Source organism: Haematobacter sp. (assembly GCF_032102465.1).
GTDB lineage: Bacteria > Pseudomonadota > Alphaproteobacteria > Rhodobacterales > Rhodobacteraceae > Haematobacter.
Genome location: NZ_DAMDHB010000017.1, coordinates 18,217 through 39,210, shown reverse-complemented (window position 1 = coordinate 39,210; position 20,994 = coordinate 18,217). Strand labels below are relative to the sequence as shown.

The window sequence follows — 20,994 nt, the reverse complement described above, 5'->3', positions numbered from 1 at the left end:
AGACTATAGGTTCAGCGGAACTCTCCGACGGACACTTCATATGCCTGCCAGCGACAGCGCCCCGGCGACCTATCAGGTCCTTGCCCGCAAGTACCGACCGCAGACCTTCGCCGATCTGATCGGGCAGGAGGCGATGGTCCGCACGCTGAAGAATGCCTTCGCGGCGGACAGGATCGCCCATGCCTTCATCATGACCGGCGTCCGGGGGGTGGGCAAGACGACCACCGCCCGGATCATTGCGAAGGGGCTGAACTGCACCGGCCCAGACGGGACTGGGGGCCCGACGACGGAGCCGTGTGGCGTCTGCGACGCCTGCCGCGCCATTACGGAGGGGCGCCATGTCGATGTGATGGAGATGGACGCTGCCTCCCGCACGGGGGTCGGCGACATACGGGAGATCATCGATTCCGTCCATTACCGGGCGGCGTCGGCGCGCTACAAGATCTACATCATCGATGAGGTCCACATGCTCTCGACCAGCGCGTTCAACGCGCTGCTCAAGACGCTGGAGGAACCGCCGCCGCATGTGAAGTTCATCTTCGCCACCACGGAAATCCGCAAGGTTCCGGTAACCGTGCTGTCCCGCTGCCAGCGATTCGACCTTCGCCGGATCGAGCCTGAGGTGATGATCCCCTATCTCGCCGGCGTGGCGGAGCGCGAGCGCGCCCTTGTCGCCGCCGATGCCCTGGCGCTGATTGCGAGGGCGTCCGAAGGATCGGCGCGGGATGCGATGTCTCTGCTCGATCAGGCCATTGCGCATGGCGCGGGCGAAACCACGCTGGAAGAGGTGCGGGCGATGCTCGGCCTCGCCGATCGAGGCCGGGTGCTCGACCTCTTCGACCTCATCATGCGGGGAGATGCGGCCGGGGCGTTGGCGGAACTTTCCGCGCAATACGCGGCGGGCGCCGATCCGATGGCGGTGCTGCGCGATCTGGCGGAGATCACGCACTGGCTCTCAATCGTTCGCATCACCCCGGAGGCGGCGGAGGATCCGACCGTTCCGCCGGACGAGCGCGCGCGCGGGCTGGATCTGGCGGAGCGGCTTTCCATGCGGGTGTTGACCCGGATGTGGCAGATGCTGCTAAAGGCGCTGGAGGAGGTCTCCCTCGCGCCGAACGCAATGATGGCCGCCGAAATGACGGTGATCCGCTTGACACATGTGGCCGACCTTCCCTCCCCCGAGGATCTGGTGCGCAGGCTGCAATCGCTGCCTCCCCCCGGCCCCGGCGCGCCGGGAAACGGGCCGGGAAACGGGCGTGGCAGCCGGGCAGGATCCGAACGTCCGCTTCCGCAGACCGCGCAGGCCAGCGCCCGGACGGTCTCCACGCCCTCCGGCGGGGGCGTTGCGATGGCGCTGTCCTCCGCACCGGAAACGTCGCTTGCCCGCTACGCCAGCTTTCCGCAGGTCGTCGAACTCATTCGCGCGAACCGGGATGTGAAACTGCTGATCGAGGTGGAGACGACGCTCCGCCTTGTCCATTACGCGCCCGGCCGGATCGAGTTCCAGCCGACACCCGAGGCACCGCCGGATCTTGCCGCACGGCTTTCAGGGCGCTTGCAGGGCTGGACCGGCGTGCGCTGGGGCGTCTCCGTCGTTTCGGACGGCGGTGGCCGCACGATTGCGGAAGAGCGCGACGCGGAGCAGGAAGTCCTGCGGCTGGAGGCACGGAACAATCCGCTGGTGCAGGCGGTGCTGGAGGCTTTCCCCGGCGCCCGCGTGGCGGAAGTCAGAACAGCCGAGACGGCGATGGCCGAAGCGGCGGAGGCGGCGCTTCCCGAAGTGCCGGATGAATGGGACCCCTTCGAGGACGAATGAGAGGATAACGGATGTTCAAGGGACTGGGCCAGATGGGCGACATGGCGAAGCTCATGAAATCGGCCAAGGACATTCAGGAGAGGATGGAGGCGCTTCAGGAGGAGCTTCGCACCACGACGGTGACGGGCGAATCCGGTGCCGGTCTGGTGAAAGCCACCGCGACCGCCAAGGGCGAGTTGACGGGGCTGGACATCGACCCCTCCATCTTCAACCCGGAAGAAAAGGAAGTGGTGGAGGATCTGATCCTCGCCGCGATCAAGGACGCGCAGACCAAGGCCGCCGAGAAATCGCAGGCGGAAATGGCGAGCCTCACCGAATCCTTCGGCTTTCCCGCCGGGATGAAGCTGCCCTTCTGAGGTCATCTTGAAAGACGCCGCCAGCGAGGAGATCGAGGCGCTGATCGCGCTCATGTCGCGTCTGCCGGGGCTTGGCCCCCGGTCGGCGCGCCGGGCCGTGTTGCACCTGCTCCGCCGCCGGGCTGCGCTGATGGCCCCGTTGGGGGAAGCGCTCCAGCAGGTTGCCGTGAATGCGCGCGATTGCGTGGTCTGCGGCAATATCGGCACTGGCGATCTCTGCGCGATCTGCGCCGATCCCCGCCGGGAGACGGGCGAGATCTGCGTGGTGGAGGACGTGGCGGACCTGTGGGCGATGGAGCGGGCGGGAGCGTTCCGCGGGCGCTATCACGTGCTGGGCGGCACCCTGTCCGTGCTCGACGCCGTCGGGCCGGAGGACCTGCGCATCCCGGCGCTGGTCTCTCGGGCGAAGGAGGCGCGGGAGGTGATCCTCGCGCTCCCCGCCACGGTGGACGGTCAGACCACCGCGCATTACATCGCCGAGGCGCTGGAAGGCTCCGGGGCGGCCATTACCTCTCTCGCGCAGGGCGTGCCGGTGGGGGGGGAACTCGACTATCTGGACGATGGCACGATCAGCGCGGCGATGCGGGCGCGGCGGTCCTTCTGACCCTCACTCCGCCCAGCCGGGATCGGTGGTGAAGGCAATGGTCAGCCAGCGGTCCGGCCCCTCCCCCCCGATGGCATCCCCGATTTCGTCCCGCAGACGATCCCAATGCTCCAGAGGCTCGGGTGGCAGGCCTGTCCGCAGGATGAAGTAGAGCTCCACCTGAGTGCCCCGCCCGACCCGGGCAGCATAGGCGCGGTAGCCCTTGAAGCCGTATTTCGCGACCATCTCCTCGGCCACGCTGTCCACATGCACCTTCAGATCGGGCGGCGTGATGAGCAGCACATCCGAAAGCGCCTGCCGCACGGTGCCGAGCGGCAGCGGAATGATGACAAGGCAGACCAGCGCCAGCACCGCCGGATCGACATAGGGCGACAGCCATTCCAGGCGTGTGCCTTGCACCGCCCAACCCAGCACGAAGGCGACCAGCAACGCGCCGGTGATACACCCCGACATGATCCACGCGCGTACATCGAGCTTCAGGAATTCGGATTTGAGCCGCAGGTTCACCCGATGCCCCAGCCACGCCATCGCCATGCAGACCGCCAGCGTCACCACGGCATAGAGGATGGCCAGATCGAATTTGAGGACGTTGCCGCCGTCCAGAATGGTCATGACCGCATTGATCAGCGCATAGATCGCCACGACCATGAGCAGAAGGCCGTTCAGCCCCAGCACGATGGGTTCCAGATGCCAGAAGCCCATCGTGAACCTGTCGCGCAGCTTGCCGGAGAGCGCATTCGCACGGGCGGACCTGAAGATCAGTTCCGACACGATGAGCGCGAGCGCCGTCATCGTGGCATCGGCAAGCGAATAAAACCCGTCGAAGGCAATGGAGAAGGCGCCCGACAGCAACCCGAACAGAATGCCGAAAAACGCGACCACGACGGTCGCGCCAATGGAGAGGCGCAGCGCGCCCTGTTCGGTCAATCTGTCCATTTTCCCCATCGGCCAGCCGCCGTTGGGGGGAAATTAGCCGTGGCTTTCGCGAAGTCCAGCCACGGCAACGGTCTCAGCGACGGTGATCGTCGTCCTCGTCCTCATCGTCGTCGTCATTGTTGGGCAGGTTGAAGAAGCTGTCCGCATTGGAGAAATCGGCCGGTTTCTTCTCCTCCTCGGAGAGGGAGAAGTTCTCCAGACCCGCGATGGAGGACGGCAACCGTGCATCGGGCGACATGCCCAGCGACTGCTCGGTGGAGACGAGCTTGCGACGTTCGTCGTCGGTCATCACGACACCATCCGCCGTCTTCTTGCGGGCGGCCTGCTGCACGGCCGCATCCAGCTCGGACTGGCGGGCAAGGCCCAGCGCCACCGGATCGACCGGCGTGATGTTGGAGATGTTCCAGTGCGAACGGTCGCGGATCGACTGGATCGTCGGCTTCGTCGTGCCCACCAGCTTCGCGATCTGGCCATCCGTGAGTTCCGGGTGGAACTTGACGAGCCAGAGAATCGCGGCGGGACGATCCTGACGTTTGGAAAGGGGTGTGTAGCGCGGCCCGCGGCGTTTTTCCTCGCCCACGGCGGCGGGGTTGAACTTCAGCCTGAGCCGGTAGATCGGGTTCTTCTCACCCTTCTCGATCTCCACGGCGTCGAGCTGGTTGTTGGCGATCGGATCGAAACCCTTGACGCCGGTGGCCACGTCTCCATCGGCGATGCCCTGCACCTCAAGCTCGTGCAGTCCGCAGAAATCCGCGATCTGCTTGAAGGACAGGGTGGTGTTTTCGATGAGCCAGACCGCGGTCGCCTTGGCCATCAGGGGCTTGTTCATCGGGTCTCTCCTAACATATCTCTCCCGCGCCGGGAAAACGGCTGCGGCCTTGGCCGCGATCTCCACGTTTTCGGGAAGTCCGGTGATATATAGGCGGGAAGGCCGAAGGAGAAAAGAGGCAATGCGCGTGACCACAGCGGTTCTGACCGCCTTCCTGAGCCTCTGCGCAACGGCGGACGGCGCGTTGGCGCAGGCGCGCGGCGGGCGTCCGGCAGGGGAATTCGACTACTATGTCATGGCGCTCACATGGTCCCCCGGCTGGTGTTCGCGCGAGGGAGAAACGGGCGGGCAGTGCGACCCCCGGCATCGCCACGGCTTCCTCCTTCATGGCCTTTGGCCGCAGTATGACAAGGGAGGCTGGCCCGAATTCTGCCGCACCTCCACGCGCGATCCCTCGCGGGTGGAGACGGGAGCGATGACGGATATCATGGGCTCGCAGGGACTTGCCTGGTATCAGTGGAAGAAGCATGGGCGCTGCGCGGGGCTGAGCGCGCGCGACTATCTTGCCGCCCAGCGCAGGGCCTACCGCAGCATCGCGCTGCCGGAGATCTTCTCCCGCCTGCAACAGGATGTGCGCCTTCCCGCCTCCGTGGTCGAGGATGCGTTCATCGAGGCTAACCCCGGAATGACGCGCGACATGCTCACCGTCACCTGTTCCGCAGGCCATATCGCCGAGGTGCGCGTCTGCCTGACGAAAGACCTGGAACCCCGCCGCTGCGGCCCGGATGCGATCCGCGACTGCACCTTGAAAAACGCGATACTCGAAGCGCCTTAGGGGCTTCTTCGCTGCAATGCGGCACGGTAAGGTGGACACCCATCCAGACGCGGCTTCCAGATGCGCCTCCCTCCCCTCGTCCGACCGCTGGTCATCGCCCTCTCGCTGGCTCTGGCAGGCTGCGCACCGCAACTCGCGCTCTACGATGCCGGCACGGTGGACCGGGCCGCCGACCTCGCAACGCTGACCATAGGCATCTATCAGGAGCTGCTCATCCTGCCGCCGTCGGAGCGTGCGGCCGCGGTCGAACGCCTCCGGCCCCGCTATGCCGAAGTGGAGACGCGGCTCCGGGTTCAGCTTCTCCGCCAGGAAAGCCGTGTCGCCAATGCCACCAGCGCCGTTGCCGCGCACGAGTTGCTGATCCTGTGGCAACAGGCTTCCGCCGAACAACTCCGAGGCGATCCGGCAGCGCTGTCCTCTGCCGCGCTGCTGACCTATCGCGACCGGATCGAGCGGCTGTTCCGCACCCTTCTGAGCGCGGAGGAGGGCAAGCGCCTGCTCGCGCTCGTCCCGCTGGTGGAGTAACGGCCCTCTTGCGCCCGCGCCCACCTTGAGTGAGAACCCGACGGACCCCAAGAGCGAGGCGCCCATGTCGTCGCCGACTTCCCTTTCGGGCGGTGTCCCGACGAATCGCCTCCGCAAACTGCTTGCGCGGGAAACGGCAACCTATACGAAGGCGCGCCCCCGGAGCCGCATGGCGCTTGACCATGGCGCGGCCGCCTGGCTGGACGGCGTGCCGATGCACTGGATGCGGGACTGGCCCCTGCCCTTCCCCATCATGGTGAAACGGGCGGAAGGCGCGACGCTCACCGATATCGACGGGCACGATTTCGAAGACTTCTGCCTTGGAGATACTGCCTCGCTCTTCGGCCATTCACCCAAGCCGGTGGCACAGGCGATTCGCCAGCAGGCGCGGCAGGGCCTGACCTACATGCTGCCGAATATCGACGCGCTGGCAGTCGGGGAGTTGCTCTCCTCCCGCTTCGGAGAGTTCCGCTGGCAGGTGGCGACGACGGCGACGGACGCCAACCGCTTCGCGCTGAAGGTCGCGCGGGCGGTCACGGAGCGGCGAAAGATCGTCGTCTTCAACGGCGCCTATCACGGCACCGTGGATGAGACGATGGTGCGGCTGTGCAACGGGCGCACGGTGCCCCGCTCCGGCCTTGTCGGCATGGCCGGGGACCCGGCTTCGGAGACGGTCGCAGTGGAGTTCAACGATCCCGCCGCGCTCGAAGCCGCGCTTTGCGAGATGGACATTGCGGCGGTCATCGCGGAGCCGGTGATGACAAATGCCTGCATGGTGCTGCCCGAGCCCGGTTTTCATGAGGCGCTCCGGCGGCTCACACGGGCGACGGGAACGCTCCTCATCCTCGACGAGACGCATACGATCAGCTCAGGTCTCGGCGGCTACACGCGCCGCCACGGCCTGCGGCCCGACATCCTCACCTGCGGGAAGGCGGTGGCGGGCGGCGTCGCGGCGGCGGTCTGGGGCATGACGGAGGACATCGCCTCCCGTCTTTCGGCGCAGGAGGCACAGCGCGCGGCGGGCCATACCGGCATGGGCACCACCCTCTCCGGCAATCCGCTCCAGTTCGCAGCACTTCGGGCCACGCTCTCCGAAGTCATGACGAAAGACGCCTATCGGCGGATGGAAAGCGGCGCGAAGCGGCTGGAAAAGGGGCTGCGCACAGTCATCGGGGAGCGGAATGTGCCCTGGCATGTCGCCCGCTGCGGCGCACGGGTGGAGTTCGTCTGCGCCCCCGGCCCTCTCCGCAACGGCACCGAGGCCGAGGAAGCCTATCAGCCGCTGGTTGAGGCGGCCGTTCACCTGTCCCTTGTCAACCGCGGGCTGCTGATCGCGCCCTTCCACAACATGATGCTCGTCTCTCCCGTCACCCGGAAGAAGCAGATCGACCGGCTGATCCACGCGTTTGACGAGATATGCGCGGAGCTGTTCCGATGACATCGCTTTCCCCCTCCGGCTCCGACGCTTCCGAAGCTGAGGACTTTCTGGCCCGCCACCCGGAGATCGAGGCGATCGACCTCGTTCTGACGGATGCGAACGGTGTGGGCCGCGGCAAGATCATCCGCCGGCATGAACTCCTGTCGCTCTACCGCAACGGGCGGCATCTGCCGATCTCCATTCTCGGGCTGGATATCTGCGGCGAGGATGTCCACGAAACCGGACTCATCTGGGATCAGGGGGATGGCGACCTGCGCGCCTGGCCGGTGCCGGGGAGCCTGGTGCCCATCGCGGCCACATCGCCCGCTCGGGCGGAAGTGCTGATCTCCATGTTCACCCTCGACGGGGCGCCGATGGCCTCCGATCCGCGTCACGCCCTTTCCCGTCAGGTGGCGGCGCTGGCGGCAGAGGGCCTGTTTCCCGCAGGCGCGTTCGAGCTGGAGTTCTTCCTGCTCGACAATGCCCGCGACGCAGAGGGGCGCGTCCGCCCCGCTGCCGCCGTGCTGGACGGGCGGCGGTCGGACAGGACGGAGGTCTATTCCGTCGATCACCTGCACGGGATGGAGCCGCTCTTTTCCGCCATCTATGCTGGCGCTGCGGCAGCCGGGATCATGGCGGAGACGGTGATCTCCGAATACGCGCCCGGTCAGTATGAGCTGACGCTCCATTACCGGCCCGATGTCATGCGGGCGGCCGATGACCTCATCCGGCTCAAGCGCATCGTGCGTCTTGCCGCGCGGCGCTTTGGCGTGACGGCCTGCTTCATGGCGAAGCCCTTTGCCCGTTATGCCGGGTCGGGGATGCACTTCCATGTGTCGATGGCAGATGCCGGGGGGCGCAACATCTTCAGCGAGGCGCAGGAGGGCGTCTGGAACGACCCGATCCGCCGGGCAATCGGCGGTCTTCGCACGACGATGGGCGAATCGATGCTGGTCTTTGCCCCGCATGGCAACTCCTGGCGCCGCTTCGCGAGCCAGAGCTATGCCCCGGTGTCGCCGACCTGGGGGGTGAACAACCGCTCCGTGGCGCTGCGTATCCCCGCTGGACCGGTTGCGGCCCGCCGCATCGAGCATCGCCCCGCGGGAGTGGACGCCAACCCCTATCTGGTGGGCGCGACGGTGCTGGCCGGTATCCACAAGGGGCTGGCGGAGCAGTTGGACCCCGGGCCGGAGACCGTCGGCAACGGCTATGAGGAGAGCTCGTCCCTCCCCATCCCGCGCGACTGGCGGGAGGCAATTCAGGCGGCGGAACAATCCGCCTTCCTTAAGGCGGCGCTGGGGGAGGAGATGCATCGCACCTTCACCGCCATAAAGGCGGCCGAATATGCCCGTGTCGCCGCGACCATCCCGGACGTGGATTTCGACCTTTATCTCCACTCCGTCTGACGGCGCGCGTGGCCTTTGCGGAGGGCGTCACTGGACGGGCGTCTCCTCCGGGATCGGCAGGATGGTCGTGGCCTTGATCTCCTCCATGGAAAGGAGCGCCGTGACATTGTAGATCCGCACTTCCGAGATCAGCGCCTGATAGAACTTGTCATAGGCGCGGGCATTGGCGACGCGGACCTTCAGGATATAGTCGATATCGCCCGCAAGCCGATGCGCCTCCAGCACTTCCGGGCGTTCGCGGAGTGCCTTGAGGAACTTCTTCTGCCAATCGGCCTCATGCTCCGAGGTGCGGATCAGCACGAAGAAACAGGCCTCCAGCCCCAGCGATTCCGGATCCAGAATCACCGTCTGCCGCCCGATCACCCCGGCCTCGCGCAGCTTGCGGATCCGGTTCCAGACCGGCGTCTTGGAGGAATTGACCTTGCGGGCGATTTCATCCAACGACTGGCTGGCATCCTCCTGCAATTCGACAAGGATTTTCCGATCGATCTCATCCAGCCGGACTGCCATTCGTTGATCTCCCTCAAAACGGGAAGGATGCCCCGTTGGGGCCGATTATCCGAACAAACATCCTTATCTGCAAGGCAGGATAGCATTCATGGCGGAAAATATCCTACATTAGCGCTGCGATTCCAGACTTGGTTCCTGTCATGAAGCACTTTCCGCTCTTCCTCGATACCACGGGGCGCCGCATCCTCCTGTCGGGAGGGGGCGATGCCGCCGTCGCGAAGCTGCGGCTGCTGCTCAAGACAGAGGCGCAGGTCGAAGTATTTTCCAACGATCCGGTGAACGAAATCCTCCTCTGGGCGGCGGAAGGGCGCATCGCGCTCCATCATCGCGCGCTCACGTCCGAGGATCTGTCGGGGGCGGTGCTCGTCTATGCCGCGGATGAGGATGCGGCGCGCGACGCCGCGACCGCAGCCCTCGCCCGCGCGGCAGGTGTTCTGCACAATATCGTTGACGATCTCCATGGCAGCGCCTTCATCACGCCCGCCATCGTGGACCGCGATCCGGTCACCGTCGCCATCGGGACGGAGGGGGCGGCCCCGGTCCTTGCCCGGGCGATCAAGGCGGATCTGGAAGCGCGGCTGCCTGTGCGCCTTGGCACGCTGGCCCGGATCGGCAAAGCCTTTCGCAACATGGCGGAGGCGCTGCCCATGGGCCGCCGCCGCCGCGATTTCTGGAGCGAGTATTACTTCGACATCGGCCCCCGCGCACATGAAGCGGACGGCGAGGACGGGGCGGAGCGGGCGCTGGACGATCTGCTCGCCCGCCACCTGGACGCGGCTCCCCGGCCCGGCCATGTGGATTTCGTCGGCGCTGGCCCCGGTGACCCCGAACTGCTGACGCTGAAGGCGCGGCGCGCGCTGGATGCGGCGGATGTGGTCATCCACGACCGCCTCATCTCCCCGGAGATCCTTGAGCTCGCCCGGCGCGAGGCCACGCTGATCGACGCGGGCAAGGAGGGGTTCGGCCCGTCGATGAGCCAGCAGCGGATCAACGCGCTCATCCTCGCCCATGCAGGGTCGGGGGCGCATGTGGTGCGGCTCAAATCCGGCGATGCGGGCCTGTTCGGGCGGCTTGACGAGGAACTGGAGGCGGTGGAGGAGGCCGGTATTTCCTGGCGCATCGTCCCCGGCATCACCTCCGCCGTGGCCGCGGCGGCAAGCATCGGCCAGAGCCTGACCCGCCGCGGGCGCAATTCCTCCGTCCGGTTCATCACCGGCCACGACATGCAGGGCTTTGCCGAGCATGACTGGCGCACGCTCGCCCGTCCGGGCGAGGTGGCGGCGATCTACATGGGCCGGAAGTCTGCGCGATTCGTTCAGGGCCGGCTCATGATGCACGGTGCGGCGGGGACCACGCCCGTCACGCTGATCGAGAACGCTTCCCGCCCGGATGAACGAATTATCGGCTGTTGTCTCAATGATTTTACCAAGGCCGTCACGGAACTGACGGGCCCAGCGATCATTCTTTACGGGCTGTCGCCCCGACGCGCAGTCCAACTTCTCGAAGATTACAAGGAGGCCAGACCATGAGCCGCCGTTTCACCCCGAAAGTCGTCACCGCCAACGCCCTCCTTGAGGGCGATGTGGTTTATCTCACCCCCGATGACCGCTGGTCGCGCGAACTGCGCGAGGCGGAACTGATCGAGGACGAGGCCCATGCCGCGATCCGCCTGCTGGATGCGGCAGCCCAATCCGGGCTTGTCGTCGGCGCCTATCTCGCCGATGCCAAGGCGGGATCCGCCGGACCGGAACCCGTCCACTTCCGGGAGGCGTTCCGCGCGACCGGCCCGTCAAACTATCCCCACGGCAAACAGGCCGAACGCGACCTCGATCGCGTCGGCTGAATCCCAGGAGCACGACCGCATGTACCGCTACGACGATTTCGACGCAGCCTTCGTCCGCGAACGGGTGGCCCAGTTCCGCGCGCAGGTGGAGCGACGGATCGACGGATCGCTGACGGAGGACGAGTTCAAGCCGCTCCGGCTGATGAATGGCCTCTACCTCCAGCTGCACGCCTACATGCTGCGCGTGGCCATTCCCTATGGCACGCTGAACGGCGCGAAGATGCGTCAGCTCGCGCTCATCGCCGACCGGTGGGACAAGGGGTACGGCCATTTCACCACCCGTCAGAACATCCAGTACAACTGGCCGCTGCTCCGCGACGTGCCGGACATGCTGGAGGCTCTGGCGGAGGTGGAGATGCACGCCATCCAGACCTCGGGCAACTGCGTCCGCAACGTGACCGCCGACCATTTCGCCGGCGCGGCGGCGGATGAGATCGAGGATCCGCGCCCCGTGGCGGAACTTCTCCGCCAATGGTCCACCGATCACCCGGAATTCCAGTTCCTGCCGCGCAAGTTCAAGATCGCCATCACCGGCAGCCCGAACGACCGCGCCGTGACGCGCGCGCATGACATTGGGCTCCGCATGGTGCGCAATGCGAAGGGCGAGCCGGGGTTCGAGATGATCGTGGGCGGCGGCCTTGGCCGGACGCCGATGCTTGGCCATGTTGTACGGGAGTTCCTGCCGAAAGCCGACCTGCTGCCCTATGTGGAAGCGGTTCTCAGCGTCTACAACGAGCTTGGCCGCCGCGACAACAAGTACAAGGCGCGCATCAAGATCACCGTGCATGAAACGGGCCTTGAGACGATTCGGGAGCTTGTGGAGGCCCGGTTCGCGGAAATCCGGCCGGAGTTCCATGGCGCCGATCAGGCATTGCTTGCGGACATCGAGGCGGCCTTTGCCCCGCCCGCGTGGAAGAACGCGCCCACCGACGCCTATGATGCCGCGCTGCGCGACCCGGAATTCCGTCGCTGGAGCGAACAGAACCTGAGCCGCCACCGGAACGACAACTATGCCATCGTCTCCGTCTCGCTGAAGAAACAGGGTGCGACGCCGGGGGATGCGACATCTGACCAGATGCGCGTTTTGGCCGATCTGGCGGAGCGCTACGGACATGACGAGCTACGCATCAGCCATGAGCAGAATGTCATCCTGCCGCATGTGCACAAGGGCGATCTGCCCGCCGTCCACGCCGCGCTGAAGGCCGCGGAACTGGCCACGGCGAATATCGGGCTCATCTCCGACATCATCGCCTGCCCCGGCATGGATTACTGCGCGCTGGCCACGGCCCGCTCCATTCCCATCGCACAGGACATCGCCACCCATTTCCACGCTCTCGGGCTGGAGGAGGAGATCGGCGGGATGAAGATCAAGATCTCCGGCTGCATCAACGCCTGCGGCCATCACCATGTGGGGCATGTGGGGATCCTCGGCCTCGACCGCGCGGGGGTGGAGAATTATCAGATCACGCTGGGCGGCGATGGCACCGAACGCGCGGCCATCGGTGAACGCGCCGGCCCCGGCTTTCCGGCGGAGGAGGTGGTGCCCGCCATCGAGCGGCTCATGCGCGCCTATCTGGCCGAACGGCAGGGGCCGGAGGAGACGTTCCTCGACGCCTTCCGCCGCCTTGGCCCGGCCCCCTTCAAGGCTGCGCTCTACCCGGAGGAAGGCAAGCGCGATGCGGCCTGACGGTTCCGTCGCGGATCGGGTGGATGCCCTGAACGCCCGCCATGGCGGCACGGGCGGCGCGGATGCGATCGGTGCGGCACTCGCCGATCCGGCGGCGGGGCGGGTGGTGCTCGTCTCCTCCTTCGGGGCGGAATCGGTCGTGCTGCTCCATATGGTGGCGGAGGTGGCGCCCGATCTGCCTGTGCTGTTCGTCGATACGGAGATGCTGTTCGCGGAAACCATCGCCTATCAGCAGGAGATCGCGCGCAGCCTCGGCCTGACCGGCATCCGGCGCATCACCGCTGATCCAGAGGAGCTTGCCTTCGAGGATCCCGATAATACGCTGCACCAGTTCAATACCGACGCCTGCTGCGACCTGCGCAAGACCCGCCCGCTCGAACGCGCGCTGAAGGGATTCGACGCTTGGATCACCGGGCGGAAGCGGTTTCAGGCCACGACCCGCGCCACGCTCGACCTGTTCGAGGCGGAAGGCGACAGCCGGATCAAGATCAATCCGCTCGCCGACTGGACGCCGGCGAAGGTGGATACCTATATGACCCGACATGATCTGCCCCGGCACCCGCTCGTGGCGAAAGGCTATCCGTCGATCGGCTGCGCCCCCTGCACCTCTCCGGTGAAACCGGGCGAGGATCCGCGGGCCGGTCGCTGGCGGGGACAGGCAAAGGTCGAATGCGGCATCCATTTCATCGACGGCAAGGCCGTGCGGATGCCAAAGGACAAGGAGAACGCGGCATGACCGTGATCGTGCGCGACGACGGCTTCCATGCCGAGGATTTTGCCGGAGACTTCCTGCCGCTCGATGCGATGGATGGTCCGAGTCCCGCCGTGGATGTCCCGTCCAACACCGCGACCGCCGATCTGGCGCCGCTTCTGTCGGCCGGATTCGTGCGGATCGACTTCCCCGCCTTTTCCGACGGTCGCGGCTTCACCCTCGGGCGGGAGTTGCGGCGGCTGGGATTCACTGGGCGGCTCCGCGCCAAGGGCCATGTGATCGCCGATCAATATGCCATGGCGCGTCGCTCCGGTTTCGACGAGGTGGAGATCGCCTCCGAACTCGCCACGCGCCAGCCCGAGGATCAGTGGCTCGCCCGTGCCGACTGGCGTGCCCATGATTACCAGCGGCGGCTGCGGGGCTGACCCTTCCGCCGACCGCCAATTCCCGATAAAAAGGATGCGACTCTCCGCCATGAATGACCTCGCTCCCGTGACCGATACCGCCGCCCCCGCCGCCAAGACGCTGCCCACCGAAACCGTGACCTCCGTCCGGCACTGGTCGGAGCATCTGTTTTCCTTCCGCGTGACCCGTCCACGGTCGCTCCGCTTCCGGTCGGGCGAATTCGTGATGATCGGCCTGACCGGCGACAACGGCCGCCCGTTGCTGCGCGCCTATTCAATCGCCTCCCCCGCTTGGGACGAGGAACTGGAGTTCTACTCCATCAAGGTGCAGGACGGCCCGCTCACCTCCCGGTTGCAGCATATCCAGCCGGGGGACGAGATCATCCTGAAGCCGAAAGCGGTGGGAACGCTCGTGCTGGACGCGCTGCTGCCCGGCAAGCGGCTGTGGCTCTTCGCTACCGGCACCGGGATCGCGCCCTTTGCCTCGCTGATCCGCGACCCGGAGACTTATGAGCGGTATGATGAGGTCATTCTCACCCATACCACGCGGGAAGTGGCGGCACTGGCCTATGGCGAGGAGCTGGTCGCCTCCGTCGCCGAGGATCCGCTGGTCGGCGAATTCGCCGCGGGCAAGCTGCGCTATTACCCCACCACGACGCGCGAAACCTCGCCCGTCATGGGTCGGATCACCGACCATCTACGCTCCGGCGAGGTGTTCGAGCGGCTCGGCATCCCGGCGATCAACCCCGCGACGGACCGGGGCATGGTCTGCGGCAGCCTCGCATTCAACAAGGACATCATGGAAATCCTCGACGGATTCGGTCTGCGTGAAGGTGCAAACAGCGAGCCGGCCGAATATGTGGTGGAAAAGGCCTTCGTCGGCTGACCCTCACTCCGCAAGCTGAAGCCTGAGTTCCTGAAGGACGCTCTGGATCGCCTCCGGGGCGTCCTTCGCCTTGTCCCAGACGTGGAGCAGCCGGTCCTTCAGCTCGGGCGCCAGATCGGCTGCGGAGATGTTCGCGCGATATGCGCCCGCACGCTCCGCCCACCAACGCTGCGCCTTTTCCCCCAGCGCCTCCGTCCCCTCCGTGACGAGGTCAGTGGCATGATCGGCTGCTGCAAGCGCCCCCTCCGCCGCACTCCGGGTCGACTCGGAGGGGTCGCGCAGCGCATCCTGCACCCCTGACATCGCGGCATCGACAGCCCGCTCCACCTCTCCCGCAGCAAGGGTCACCGCTTCGCGCAGATTGGCGGAGGTCATGCTGCGCAGCGCCCGGCCCGCCTGCTCTGCCGCGCTCTGCGCATCGGTAGCGGCTTCGCGCGCGGTGCGGGCGGCACGGTTGACGAAACTCTCCTCGTCGTCCTCCTCGACGGGAAATCGGAAGACCGGAGGCGGAGAGGGCGCTTCCCGCGCGAGCCCGCCGACCGGGCCGCGAACATCCGTGGCGAAGTGGCGCCAGGTCAGAACGCCCAAGGCTACCAGTATCGCCGCGATCAGAAACGACTTCATCTTCCAACTCCTCGGGGCCTTTACCGCCCATCGCGGTGCCGAGCCGCGGCGGAAATACCGAATCCCTGTTGTATCACGCCTTCGCCAACACTATTTTGCCCGCGGCACACAACATCGTAAGGATTACCACCATAGCCCGCAGACCGCACAATGCCCCGCCCCAACGCGACACCGGACCCCGTGTCAATGATCGCATCCGCGCGCCGGAGATTCGGCTGATCGGGGCGGAGGGCGAGAACGTCGGGGTCGTGACGCCAGCGCGGGCGCTCGCCCTGGCGCAAGAAGCCGGTCTCGATCTCGTCGAGATCTCGCCGAATGCCACGCCGCCCGTCTGCAAGATCATGGACTTCGGCAAGTTCAAGTATGAGAACCAGAAGCGCGAGGCCGAGGCGCGGAAGAAGCAGAAGACCATCGAGGTCAAGGAAATCAAGTTCCGTCCGGGGACCGATACTCACGACTACGATGTGAAGATGCGCTCCGTGCTCAAGTTCCTCGAAGGCGGCGACAAGGTCAAAGTGACCCTTCGCTTCCGTGGCCGTGAGATGGCGCACCAGCAGCTCGGCATGGAACTGCTGAACCGCGTCGCTGCCGATGTGGCCGAGGTCGGCAAGGTGGAGAACATGCCGAAGCTCGAAGGTCGCCAGATGGTGATGATGATCGGTCCGAGGTAAACCACCCGGATCATCTCTATCGCGCCCAGGCCCCCTTGTGGGGGCCTTTCGCATTTCTAACTGCTGAAAAAGGCTTTTTGGCCTGTATTGGAGTGGAAATCGTTCGCCATCTGACGAAATCCAGCCGGAGATTTTTATACTTCCGGGCGTTTCCGGGCCGATTTTCCGATTTTCCAGCGCATAGGCATGACATTTCAGGACTTTTTCAGCAGCCTGCTAAAGGCCGCCTTCCCGCGCGATGAAGCGGACGACCTCCTCCACGCCGACCGCTTGCCGGAGACAGGCCATCACATAGGGAAGTCTGCCGCGCGCCGCGCGGGTGTCGCTCTCCAGCAAGGCGGCATCCACACCCACATGCGGCGCGAGATCGACCTTGTTCACGATGAGCAGGTCCGATTTCGTGACACCCGGCCCCCTCTTGCGTGGAATGTCCTGCCCCGCCGCCGTGTCGATGACATAGAGCGTCAGGTCCGCCAGTTCGGGTGAGAACGTGGCTGCCAGATTGTCGCCCCCCGATTCGATCAGGATCATGTCCAGATCGGGAATGGAGGCGGTCAGATCCGCCACTGCGGCAAGGTTGATCGACGCATCCTCGCGTATCGCGGTATGGGGACACCCGCCCGTTTCCACCCCCCGGATGCGCTCGAGCGGCAGGGCCTGTGCGCGCATGAGGTATTCCGCATCCTCGCGGGTATAGATGTCGTTCGTGATCACGGCCACTGACCAGCGATCCCGCATCGCTCTGCAAAGCTGCTCTGTCAGGGTCGTCTTGCCCGCCCCCACCGGACCGCCGATCCCGACGCGGAGGGGGCCATTCCCGCTCTTCATGTTCTGAAAATCCTTACATCCATCGTCTCGTGCCGCATGGCGGCGAGGTCGGAGCGGAAGGCGCCGCTCGCGATGCCCTCCAGCGGGGTTGCGATCGCCTCCGCTGCAATCCGCATCATCAGCGGATGGAGCGCGGCAATCACGCGCTGCCCCGCTGTCTGGCCGATCGGCACGAACCGCACCGCCGCCTGCACCAGCATCCCGGCAAAAGCCTGAAGATAGAAGGCCACGACCGTCTCGGCGGCGAGGTCCAGATCACGGCAGGTCGCGCCCAGCGCCACGGGATAGGGGAGATCGAGCGCCAACGATCCCCTGTCTTCCGGGAGTGCCGCCAGATAGGCGCGGCCCTGATCGAGCGTTTCCCGCACCCGCTCCGCGCCGGCGGCGAGCGCAAGGGACATATCAGAAAGCAGCCGCAAATCCGCCCCGGGGACGAGGGCATGGGCCAGAAGGATCGCATCGCTCCGCCCGCTGCCATGGGCCAGAACATCCTCCACCCACAGAAGAAGCGTATCCGCGTCCGTCACGTCACCTCCGGCAATGGCCCACTCCAGCCCATGCGAATAGGCAAAGGAGCCGACCGGGAATGCCGGGGAAAGGCGTTGGGCAAGAGTGAGAAGCGCCGCCGTCATGGAAAAAGATCAACCCGCGGCGATCATTCGGGATCCCGCGGCGGCGGATCCTCCTCCTCCTCCGGGCCGTGGCTGCCGTGAAACCGCACCTGCGCCCCGGAACTGTCAGAGCGATCCTGGGCATGGTCATCCGGCCCGTGCGAATGGCCAAGGGTCCGGCCGTGGCCATAGGCGCCGCCTTCGGGCCGGAAGGGGGCGATTATGGCATGGACATATCCACCCAGCCGCTCGACCATGTCCTGCAAAACGTGATCGCGGCGGATCAGCAGACGGCCCGGTTCGATCTGGCAGGGCGTATGCCGGTTGCCGATGTGCCAAGCCAGCCGCACCAGATCGTCGGCATGGATTTCCAGCAGCGGCTCATCCGCAGCAGCGACGGAAATCAGGCGACCATCCTCCAGTTCGAAGGCATCGCCATGGTTGAGGCTGGTTGTCTCCGGCAGATCGACCATGAACGCCTCGCCCGCCGCGGAGTCCAGCCGGCGGCGACGGAGAAACCGCTGATCGTAGTCGAGCAGCACTTCATCCACAGCGCCCGCCCAAGTACCGGCCGGGCGGATGCGCACCGCTTTCGGAATGTCTGCCATTGCCTGATCTCCCGCGCTTTCCCCGTTGGTGCCTCCTCCGGGGAAAGGCGTCAAGGCGGCTCAGGCGGCGAAAAGGTCGCGGAAGACGTATTGCGGGATCCGGTCGCGCGTCAGGCCCATGTCGTTGAGCTCTGCGTCGGATTTGGCGTCAAGCCTGCGGATTTCGGCCATGCGCGATTCGCGGACACGATAGGCGCTGACGCCTTGGCCGAGCCCCACAAAGAAATCATCGACGATCTCGCGGAGGGTTTTCTCGCGGGCGGGCGTGGTTTCGATGCGATTGTAAGCGTTCATTGGGAAACGTCCGAACTTGCGGTGTTTCCTCCCCGAAGGGGGAAATAGGCAGCCTCCCCCCGAAGTGCTACGGACGTTTTTGCATTGCAGCGTTGCGGCTGGATCAGCAGCGGTAAGCTGTCGCATTGAGTTCGTAAACCGGCTCGCCGGGCGTGACCTTCTGGAACACCACCGTATTCGCCCCGGAGCTGCGCGCGGTATCCAGCACCTGATTGCGCGTATAGCTGATGCCCTGATCGCCGAGAAGCGGCCCATAGACGCTGGGCCTGCCGGTGATGTTGGACACATAGGCGCAGGAGCCGACCTGCGACGCCTCCGCTTCCCGCACACCGGCAACACCGCGGAAACCCGGATCGGTGCAGGCGGCGAAGGCGAAAGGCAGGATGAGCCACAGACGCATGGAGAGACCTCAGAACAGGAAGTAGCGCTGCGCGAGGGGGAGTTCCTTCGCGGGCTCGCAGGTCAGAAGTTCACCGTTCGCCCGAACCTCGTAGGTTTCCGGGTTCACCTCGATCTCCGGCGTGGCGGCGTTGAGCTTCATGTCCGCCTTGCCGATGTTGCGGGTGTTCTGGACAGCGAGCGTTTCCTTGGCAATGCCGAGCCTGCCCCGCAGCCCCTCCGCCTCTGCCGCGGCGGAGACGAACACCACGGCCGAGCGTTCCACCGACCTGCCGTAGGCACCGAACATCGGCCGGGTATAGACCGGTTGCGGCGTGGGGATGGAGGCGTTGGGATCGCCCATCTGCGCCGCCACGATCGTGCCGCCGATCATCACCATCTCCGGCTTTGCGCCGAAGAAGGCGGGGTGCCAGAGCACGAGATCGGCACGCTTGCCTTCCTCAATGCTGCCGATATGGCGCGACAGCCCATGCGCGATCGCGGGGTTGATCGTGTATTTGGCGATGTACCGCTTGGCGCGGAAGTTGTCGTTGTCGCCGGTCTCCTCCGCCAGCCGCCCGCGTTGCGCCTTCATCTTGTGCGCGGTCTGCCAGGTGCGGGTGATGACCTCTCCCACGCGCCCCATGGCCTGGCTGTCCGACGAGATGACGGAAAACGCGCCCATGTCGTGCAGGATATCCTCCGCCGCGATGGTTTCCTTGCGGATACGGGATTCGGCGAAGGCCACGTCCTCCGGGATCGACTTGTCCAGATGGTGACAGACCATGAGCATGTCCAGATGCTCCTCCAGCGTGTTCACGGTATAGGGCATGGTCGGGTTGGTCGATGACGGGATGACGTTCGGCTGGCTCACCACCTTGATGATGTCGGGCGCATGGCCGCCGCCCGCGCCTTCGGTGTGAAAGGCATGGATCGTCCGGCCCTTGATGGCGGCCAGCGTGTTCTCGACAAAGCCCGATTCGTTCAGCGTGTCGGTGTGGATCATCACCTGCACGTCCATGTCGTCCGCGACCGACAGGCAGCAGTCGATGGCGCCCGGCGTCGTGCCCCAGTCCTCATGCAGCTTCAGGCAGGAGGCGCCCGCCTTCACCATCTCCTCCAGCGCGGCGGGGAGCGAGGCATTGCCCTTGCCCGCAAAGGCCAGGTTCATCGGAAAGGCGTCCGCCGCCTGGATCATCCGCGCCAGATGCCAGGGGCCGGGCGTGCAGGTCGTGGCAAGCGTGCCATGCGCCGGGCCCGTTCCACCGCCCAGCATGGTGGTGATGCCGGAATAGAGCGCGTCGTCGATCTGTTGCGGGCAGATGAAGTGGATATGCGCATCCATCCCCCCGGCGGTGAGGATCCGCCCTTCCCCCGCGATGGCCTCCGTGCCGGGGCCGACGATGATATCCACGCCCGGCTGGGTGTCGGGGTTGCCCGCCTTGCCGATCTTGTGGATACGACCGTCGCGGAGGCCGACGTCGGCCTTGTAGATGCCTGTCCAGTCGAGGATCAGCGCATTGGTGATGACGGTATCCACCGCGCCCTCCGCCCGCGTCGCCTGAGACTGGCCCATACCGTCGCGGATGACCTTGCCGCCGCCGAACTTCACCTCCTCGCCATAGGTGGTCAGGTCGCGCTCCACCTCCACGATCAGGTCGGTATCGGCCAGCCGGACCCGGTCCCCGGTCGTCGGGCCATACATGTCGGCATAGGCGGCGCGAGAAATCTTGGCGGGCATCGGGTTCTCCGGGATGGCTCTCGGTCCGTTCTGCCGTGCAGCGGCGGGCGTTTCAACAGGCTCCGCGCAGTCGTCCGCGCCGCGCCCCGCTCATGCCCACTTTTCAGGCAAAATCAGCGCTTGCTTCCCGGTCGGGCAGTGAGCCCGAGAGCGGGGCCGGACCTTACGAGGCGCAGATGATTGGCGCGGGTCTTCCTGCGCAGCGGCTTGATCGCCTCTGCCGCCACCTTTTCCGCCGATTCACCGTTCATCGCCGCGGACATGCCCCGCATCCAGCCCTCGAAGAAGGCAGGCGGCTTTTCGGTTATCATCCGCAGGGCTTCGGTATCCCGCATGCGCCAGAAGCCCATGAACCCCATCATCCGCATCGCGATGATCGCGTTCGCCTCCATACCCAGTTGGGCGAACTCCATACCCGTCCGCCAGAGCGCCAGGGGGTCGGGAAGGTCTTTCACATTGCTCATGATACGCTCCCACGACAGTAAAGGTCAGCCGCCTCGCAGAAACGATCCCGGAGCCGCTGCGCGACAACA

At 65.7% G+C, this 20,994-nt stretch carries 25 protein-coding genes; 14 read left to right on the top strand and 11 right to left on the bottom strand.

The annotated features are described in order from the left end of the window. Nucleotides 1–40 precede the first annotated feature (40 nt). Genes RT513_RS12140 through recR form a run of 3 tightly spaced genes read left to right on the top strand, consistent with a single transcriptional unit; the run spans nt 41 to nt 2,776 of the window. Complete coding sequence (locus tag RT513_RS12140; RefSeq protein WP_290686081.1) at nt 41–1,816, top strand: DNA polymerase III subunit gamma/tau; 1,776 nt, start codon at nt 41–43, stop codon at nt 1,814–1,816. A gap of 11 nt (nt 1,817–1,827) precedes the next feature. Continuing rightward, a complete protein-coding gene (locus RT513_RS12135) occupies nt 1,828–2,172 on the top strand; it encodes a YbaB/EbfC family nucleoid-associated protein (RefSeq protein ID WP_088216433.1) in 345 nt (114 codons plus the stop codon). A 7-nt stretch (nt 2,173–2,179) separates the two neighbouring features. Beyond that, nucleotides 2,180–2,776 carry a recombination mediator RecR gene (gene recR, locus RT513_RS12130; protein ID WP_179209240.1) on the top strand — a complete coding sequence of 199 codons (597 nt, stop codon included), beginning with the start codon at nt 2,180–2,182 and terminating at the stop codon, nt 2,774–2,776. A 3-nt stretch (nt 2,777–2,779) separates the two neighbouring features. Here the strand turns inward: recR and RT513_RS12125 are convergent, their stop codons facing one another. Continuing rightward, on the bottom strand, nt 2,780–3,712 hold the full coding sequence (locus tag RT513_RS12125) for a cation diffusion facilitator family transporter (protein WP_290686087.1): 933 nt from the start codon (nt 3,710–3,712) through the stop codon (nt 2,780–2,782). 73 nt (nt 3,713–3,785) lie between these two features. Continuing rightward, entirely contained in the window at nt 3,786–4,541 is a 756-nt protein-coding gene (locus RT513_RS12120; protein WP_290686090.1) for a DUF1013 domain-containing protein, read from the bottom strand. A gap of 121 nt (nt 4,542–4,662) precedes the next feature. Here RT513_RS12120 and RT513_RS12115 point away from each other — a divergent pair, with 121 nt between their 5' ends. The 4 genes from RT513_RS12115 to RT513_RS12100 all read left to right on the top strand — a co-directional run bounded on the left by RT513_RS12115 (nt 4,663) and on the right by RT513_RS12100 (nt 8,664). Continuing rightward, a complete protein-coding gene (locus tag RT513_RS12115; protein WP_290686093.1) occupies nt 4,663–5,316 on the top strand; it encodes a ribonuclease T2 in 654 nt (217 codons plus the stop codon). Between the two features lie 60 nt (nt 5,317–5,376). Then, on the top strand, nt 5,377–5,841 hold the full coding sequence (locus RT513_RS12110) for a hypothetical protein (protein ID WP_290686096.1): 465 nt from the start codon (nt 5,377–5,379) through the stop codon (nt 5,839–5,841). 64 nt (nt 5,842–5,905) lie between these two features. Further along, a complete protein-coding gene (locus tag RT513_RS12105; RefSeq protein WP_290686099.1) occupies nt 5,906–7,279 on the top strand; it encodes an aspartate aminotransferase family protein in 1,374 nt (457 codons plus the stop codon). Further along, nucleotides 7,276–8,664 (top strand): glutamine synthetase family protein, encoded by a 1,389-nt coding sequence (locus RT513_RS12100; protein WP_290686102.1) that lies wholly within the window; start codon nt 7,276–7,278, stop codon nt 8,662–8,664. Before RT513_RS12105 ends, RT513_RS12100 begins: the two co-directional genes overlap by 4 nt. A 27-nt stretch (nt 8,665–8,691) precedes the next feature. Here RT513_RS12100 and RT513_RS12095 read toward each other — a convergent pair whose 3' ends face one another. Then, nucleotides 8,692–9,174 (bottom strand): Lrp/AsnC family transcriptional regulator, encoded by a 483-nt coding sequence (locus tag RT513_RS12095; protein WP_088216427.1) that lies wholly within the window; start codon nt 9,172–9,174, stop codon nt 8,692–8,694. A gap of 140 nt (nt 9,175–9,314) precedes the next feature. Between RT513_RS12095 and cysG the strand changes: the two genes are divergently transcribed. The 6 genes from cysG to RT513_RS12065 are packed head-to-tail and all read left to right on the top strand — an operon-like array spanning nt 9,315 to nt 14,706. After that, entirely contained in the window at nt 9,315–10,703 is a 1,389-nt protein-coding gene (cysG, locus tag RT513_RS12090; protein ID WP_088216441.1) for a siroheme synthase CysG, read from the top strand. Next, nucleotides 10,700–11,017, top strand: coding sequence for a DUF2849 domain-containing protein (locus RT513_RS12085; protein WP_088216426.1), 318 nt, complete (start codon nt 10,700–10,702; stop codon nt 11,015–11,017). The genes cysG and RT513_RS12085 overlap by 4 nt, the downstream gene beginning before the upstream one ends. Nucleotides 11,018–11,036: 19 nt before the next feature. Next, complete coding sequence (locus RT513_RS12080) at nt 11,037–12,704, top strand: nitrite/sulfite reductase (RefSeq protein WP_290686109.1); 1,668 nt, start codon at nt 11,037–11,039, stop codon at nt 12,702–12,704. Beyond that, the gene (locus RT513_RS12075) at nt 12,694–13,440 is read left to right on the top strand and encodes a phosphoadenylyl-sulfate reductase (protein WP_290686112.1); all 747 of its coding nucleotides are present in this window, start codon (nt 12,694–12,696) and stop codon (nt 13,438–13,440) included. Before RT513_RS12080 ends, RT513_RS12075 begins: the two co-directional genes overlap by 11 nt. Further along, complete coding sequence (locus tag RT513_RS12070; protein ID WP_290686115.1) at nt 13,437–13,841, top strand: DUF934 domain-containing protein; 405 nt, start codon at nt 13,437–13,439, stop codon at nt 13,839–13,841. Before RT513_RS12075 ends, RT513_RS12070 begins: the two co-directional genes overlap by 4 nt. Nucleotides 13,842–13,890: 49 nt before the next feature. Further along, a complete protein-coding gene (locus tag RT513_RS12065) occupies nt 13,891–14,706 on the top strand; it encodes a ferredoxin--NADP reductase (protein WP_290686118.1) in 816 nt (271 codons plus the stop codon). 3 nt (nt 14,707–14,709) lie between these two features. Here RT513_RS12065 and RT513_RS12060 read toward each other — a convergent pair whose 3' ends face one another. Then, a complete protein-coding gene (locus RT513_RS12060) occupies nt 14,710–15,330 on the bottom strand; it encodes a hypothetical protein (protein ID WP_088216422.1) in 621 nt (206 codons plus the stop codon). Between the two features lie 131 nt (nt 15,331–15,461). Here RT513_RS12060 and infC point away from each other — a divergent pair, with 131 nt between their 5' ends. Further along, nucleotides 15,462–16,001 carry a translation initiation factor IF-3 gene (gene infC / locus RT513_RS12055; RefSeq protein ID WP_088216439.1) on the top strand — a complete coding sequence of 180 codons (540 nt, stop codon included), beginning with the start codon at nt 15,462–15,464 and terminating at the stop codon, nt 15,999–16,001. Between the two features lie 216 nt (nt 16,002–16,217). Here the strand turns inward: infC and ureG are convergent, their stop codons facing one another. From ureG to RT513_RS12020, 7 genes are all read right to left on the bottom strand, one after another. Continuing rightward, nucleotides 16,218–16,829 (bottom strand): urease accessory protein UreG, encoded by a 612-nt coding sequence (ureG, locus tag RT513_RS12050; RefSeq protein WP_088216421.1) that lies wholly within the window; start codon nt 16,827–16,829, stop codon nt 16,218–16,220. Next, nucleotides 16,826–17,461 (bottom strand): urease accessory protein UreF, encoded by a 636-nt coding sequence (locus RT513_RS12045; protein WP_088216420.1) that lies wholly within the window; start codon nt 17,459–17,461, stop codon nt 16,826–16,828. Before RT513_RS12045 ends, ureG begins: the two co-directional genes overlap by 4 nt. A gap of 23 nt (nt 17,462–17,484) precedes the next feature. Then, on the bottom strand, nt 17,485–18,048 hold the full coding sequence (ureE, locus tag RT513_RS12040) for an urease accessory protein UreE (protein WP_290686126.1): 564 nt from the start codon (nt 18,046–18,048) through the stop codon (nt 17,485–17,487). Between the two features lie 60 nt (nt 18,049–18,108). Beyond that, the gene (locus RT513_RS12035) at nt 18,109–18,342 is read right to left on the bottom strand and encodes a hypothetical protein (protein WP_290686129.1); all 234 of its coding nucleotides are present in this window, start codon (nt 18,340–18,342) and stop codon (nt 18,109–18,111) included. A gap of 103 nt (nt 18,343–18,445) precedes the next feature. After that, nucleotides 18,446–18,742, bottom strand: a complete 297-nt coding sequence (locus RT513_RS12030; RefSeq protein WP_290686132.1) for a hypothetical protein — start codon at nt 18,740–18,742, stop codon at nt 18,446–18,448. Between the two features lie 9 nt (nt 18,743–18,751). Beyond that, the gene (gene ureC, locus RT513_RS12025) at nt 18,752–20,461 is read right to left on the bottom strand and encodes an urease subunit alpha (RefSeq protein WP_290686135.1); all 1,710 of its coding nucleotides are present in this window, start codon (nt 20,459–20,461) and stop codon (nt 18,752–18,754) included. A gap of 113 nt (nt 20,462–20,574) precedes the next feature. Beyond that, a complete protein-coding gene (locus RT513_RS12020) occupies nt 20,575–20,925 on the bottom strand; it encodes an antifreeze protein (RefSeq protein WP_088216415.1) in 351 nt (116 codons plus the stop codon). Between the last annotated feature and the right edge of the window lie 69 nt (nt 20,926–20,994).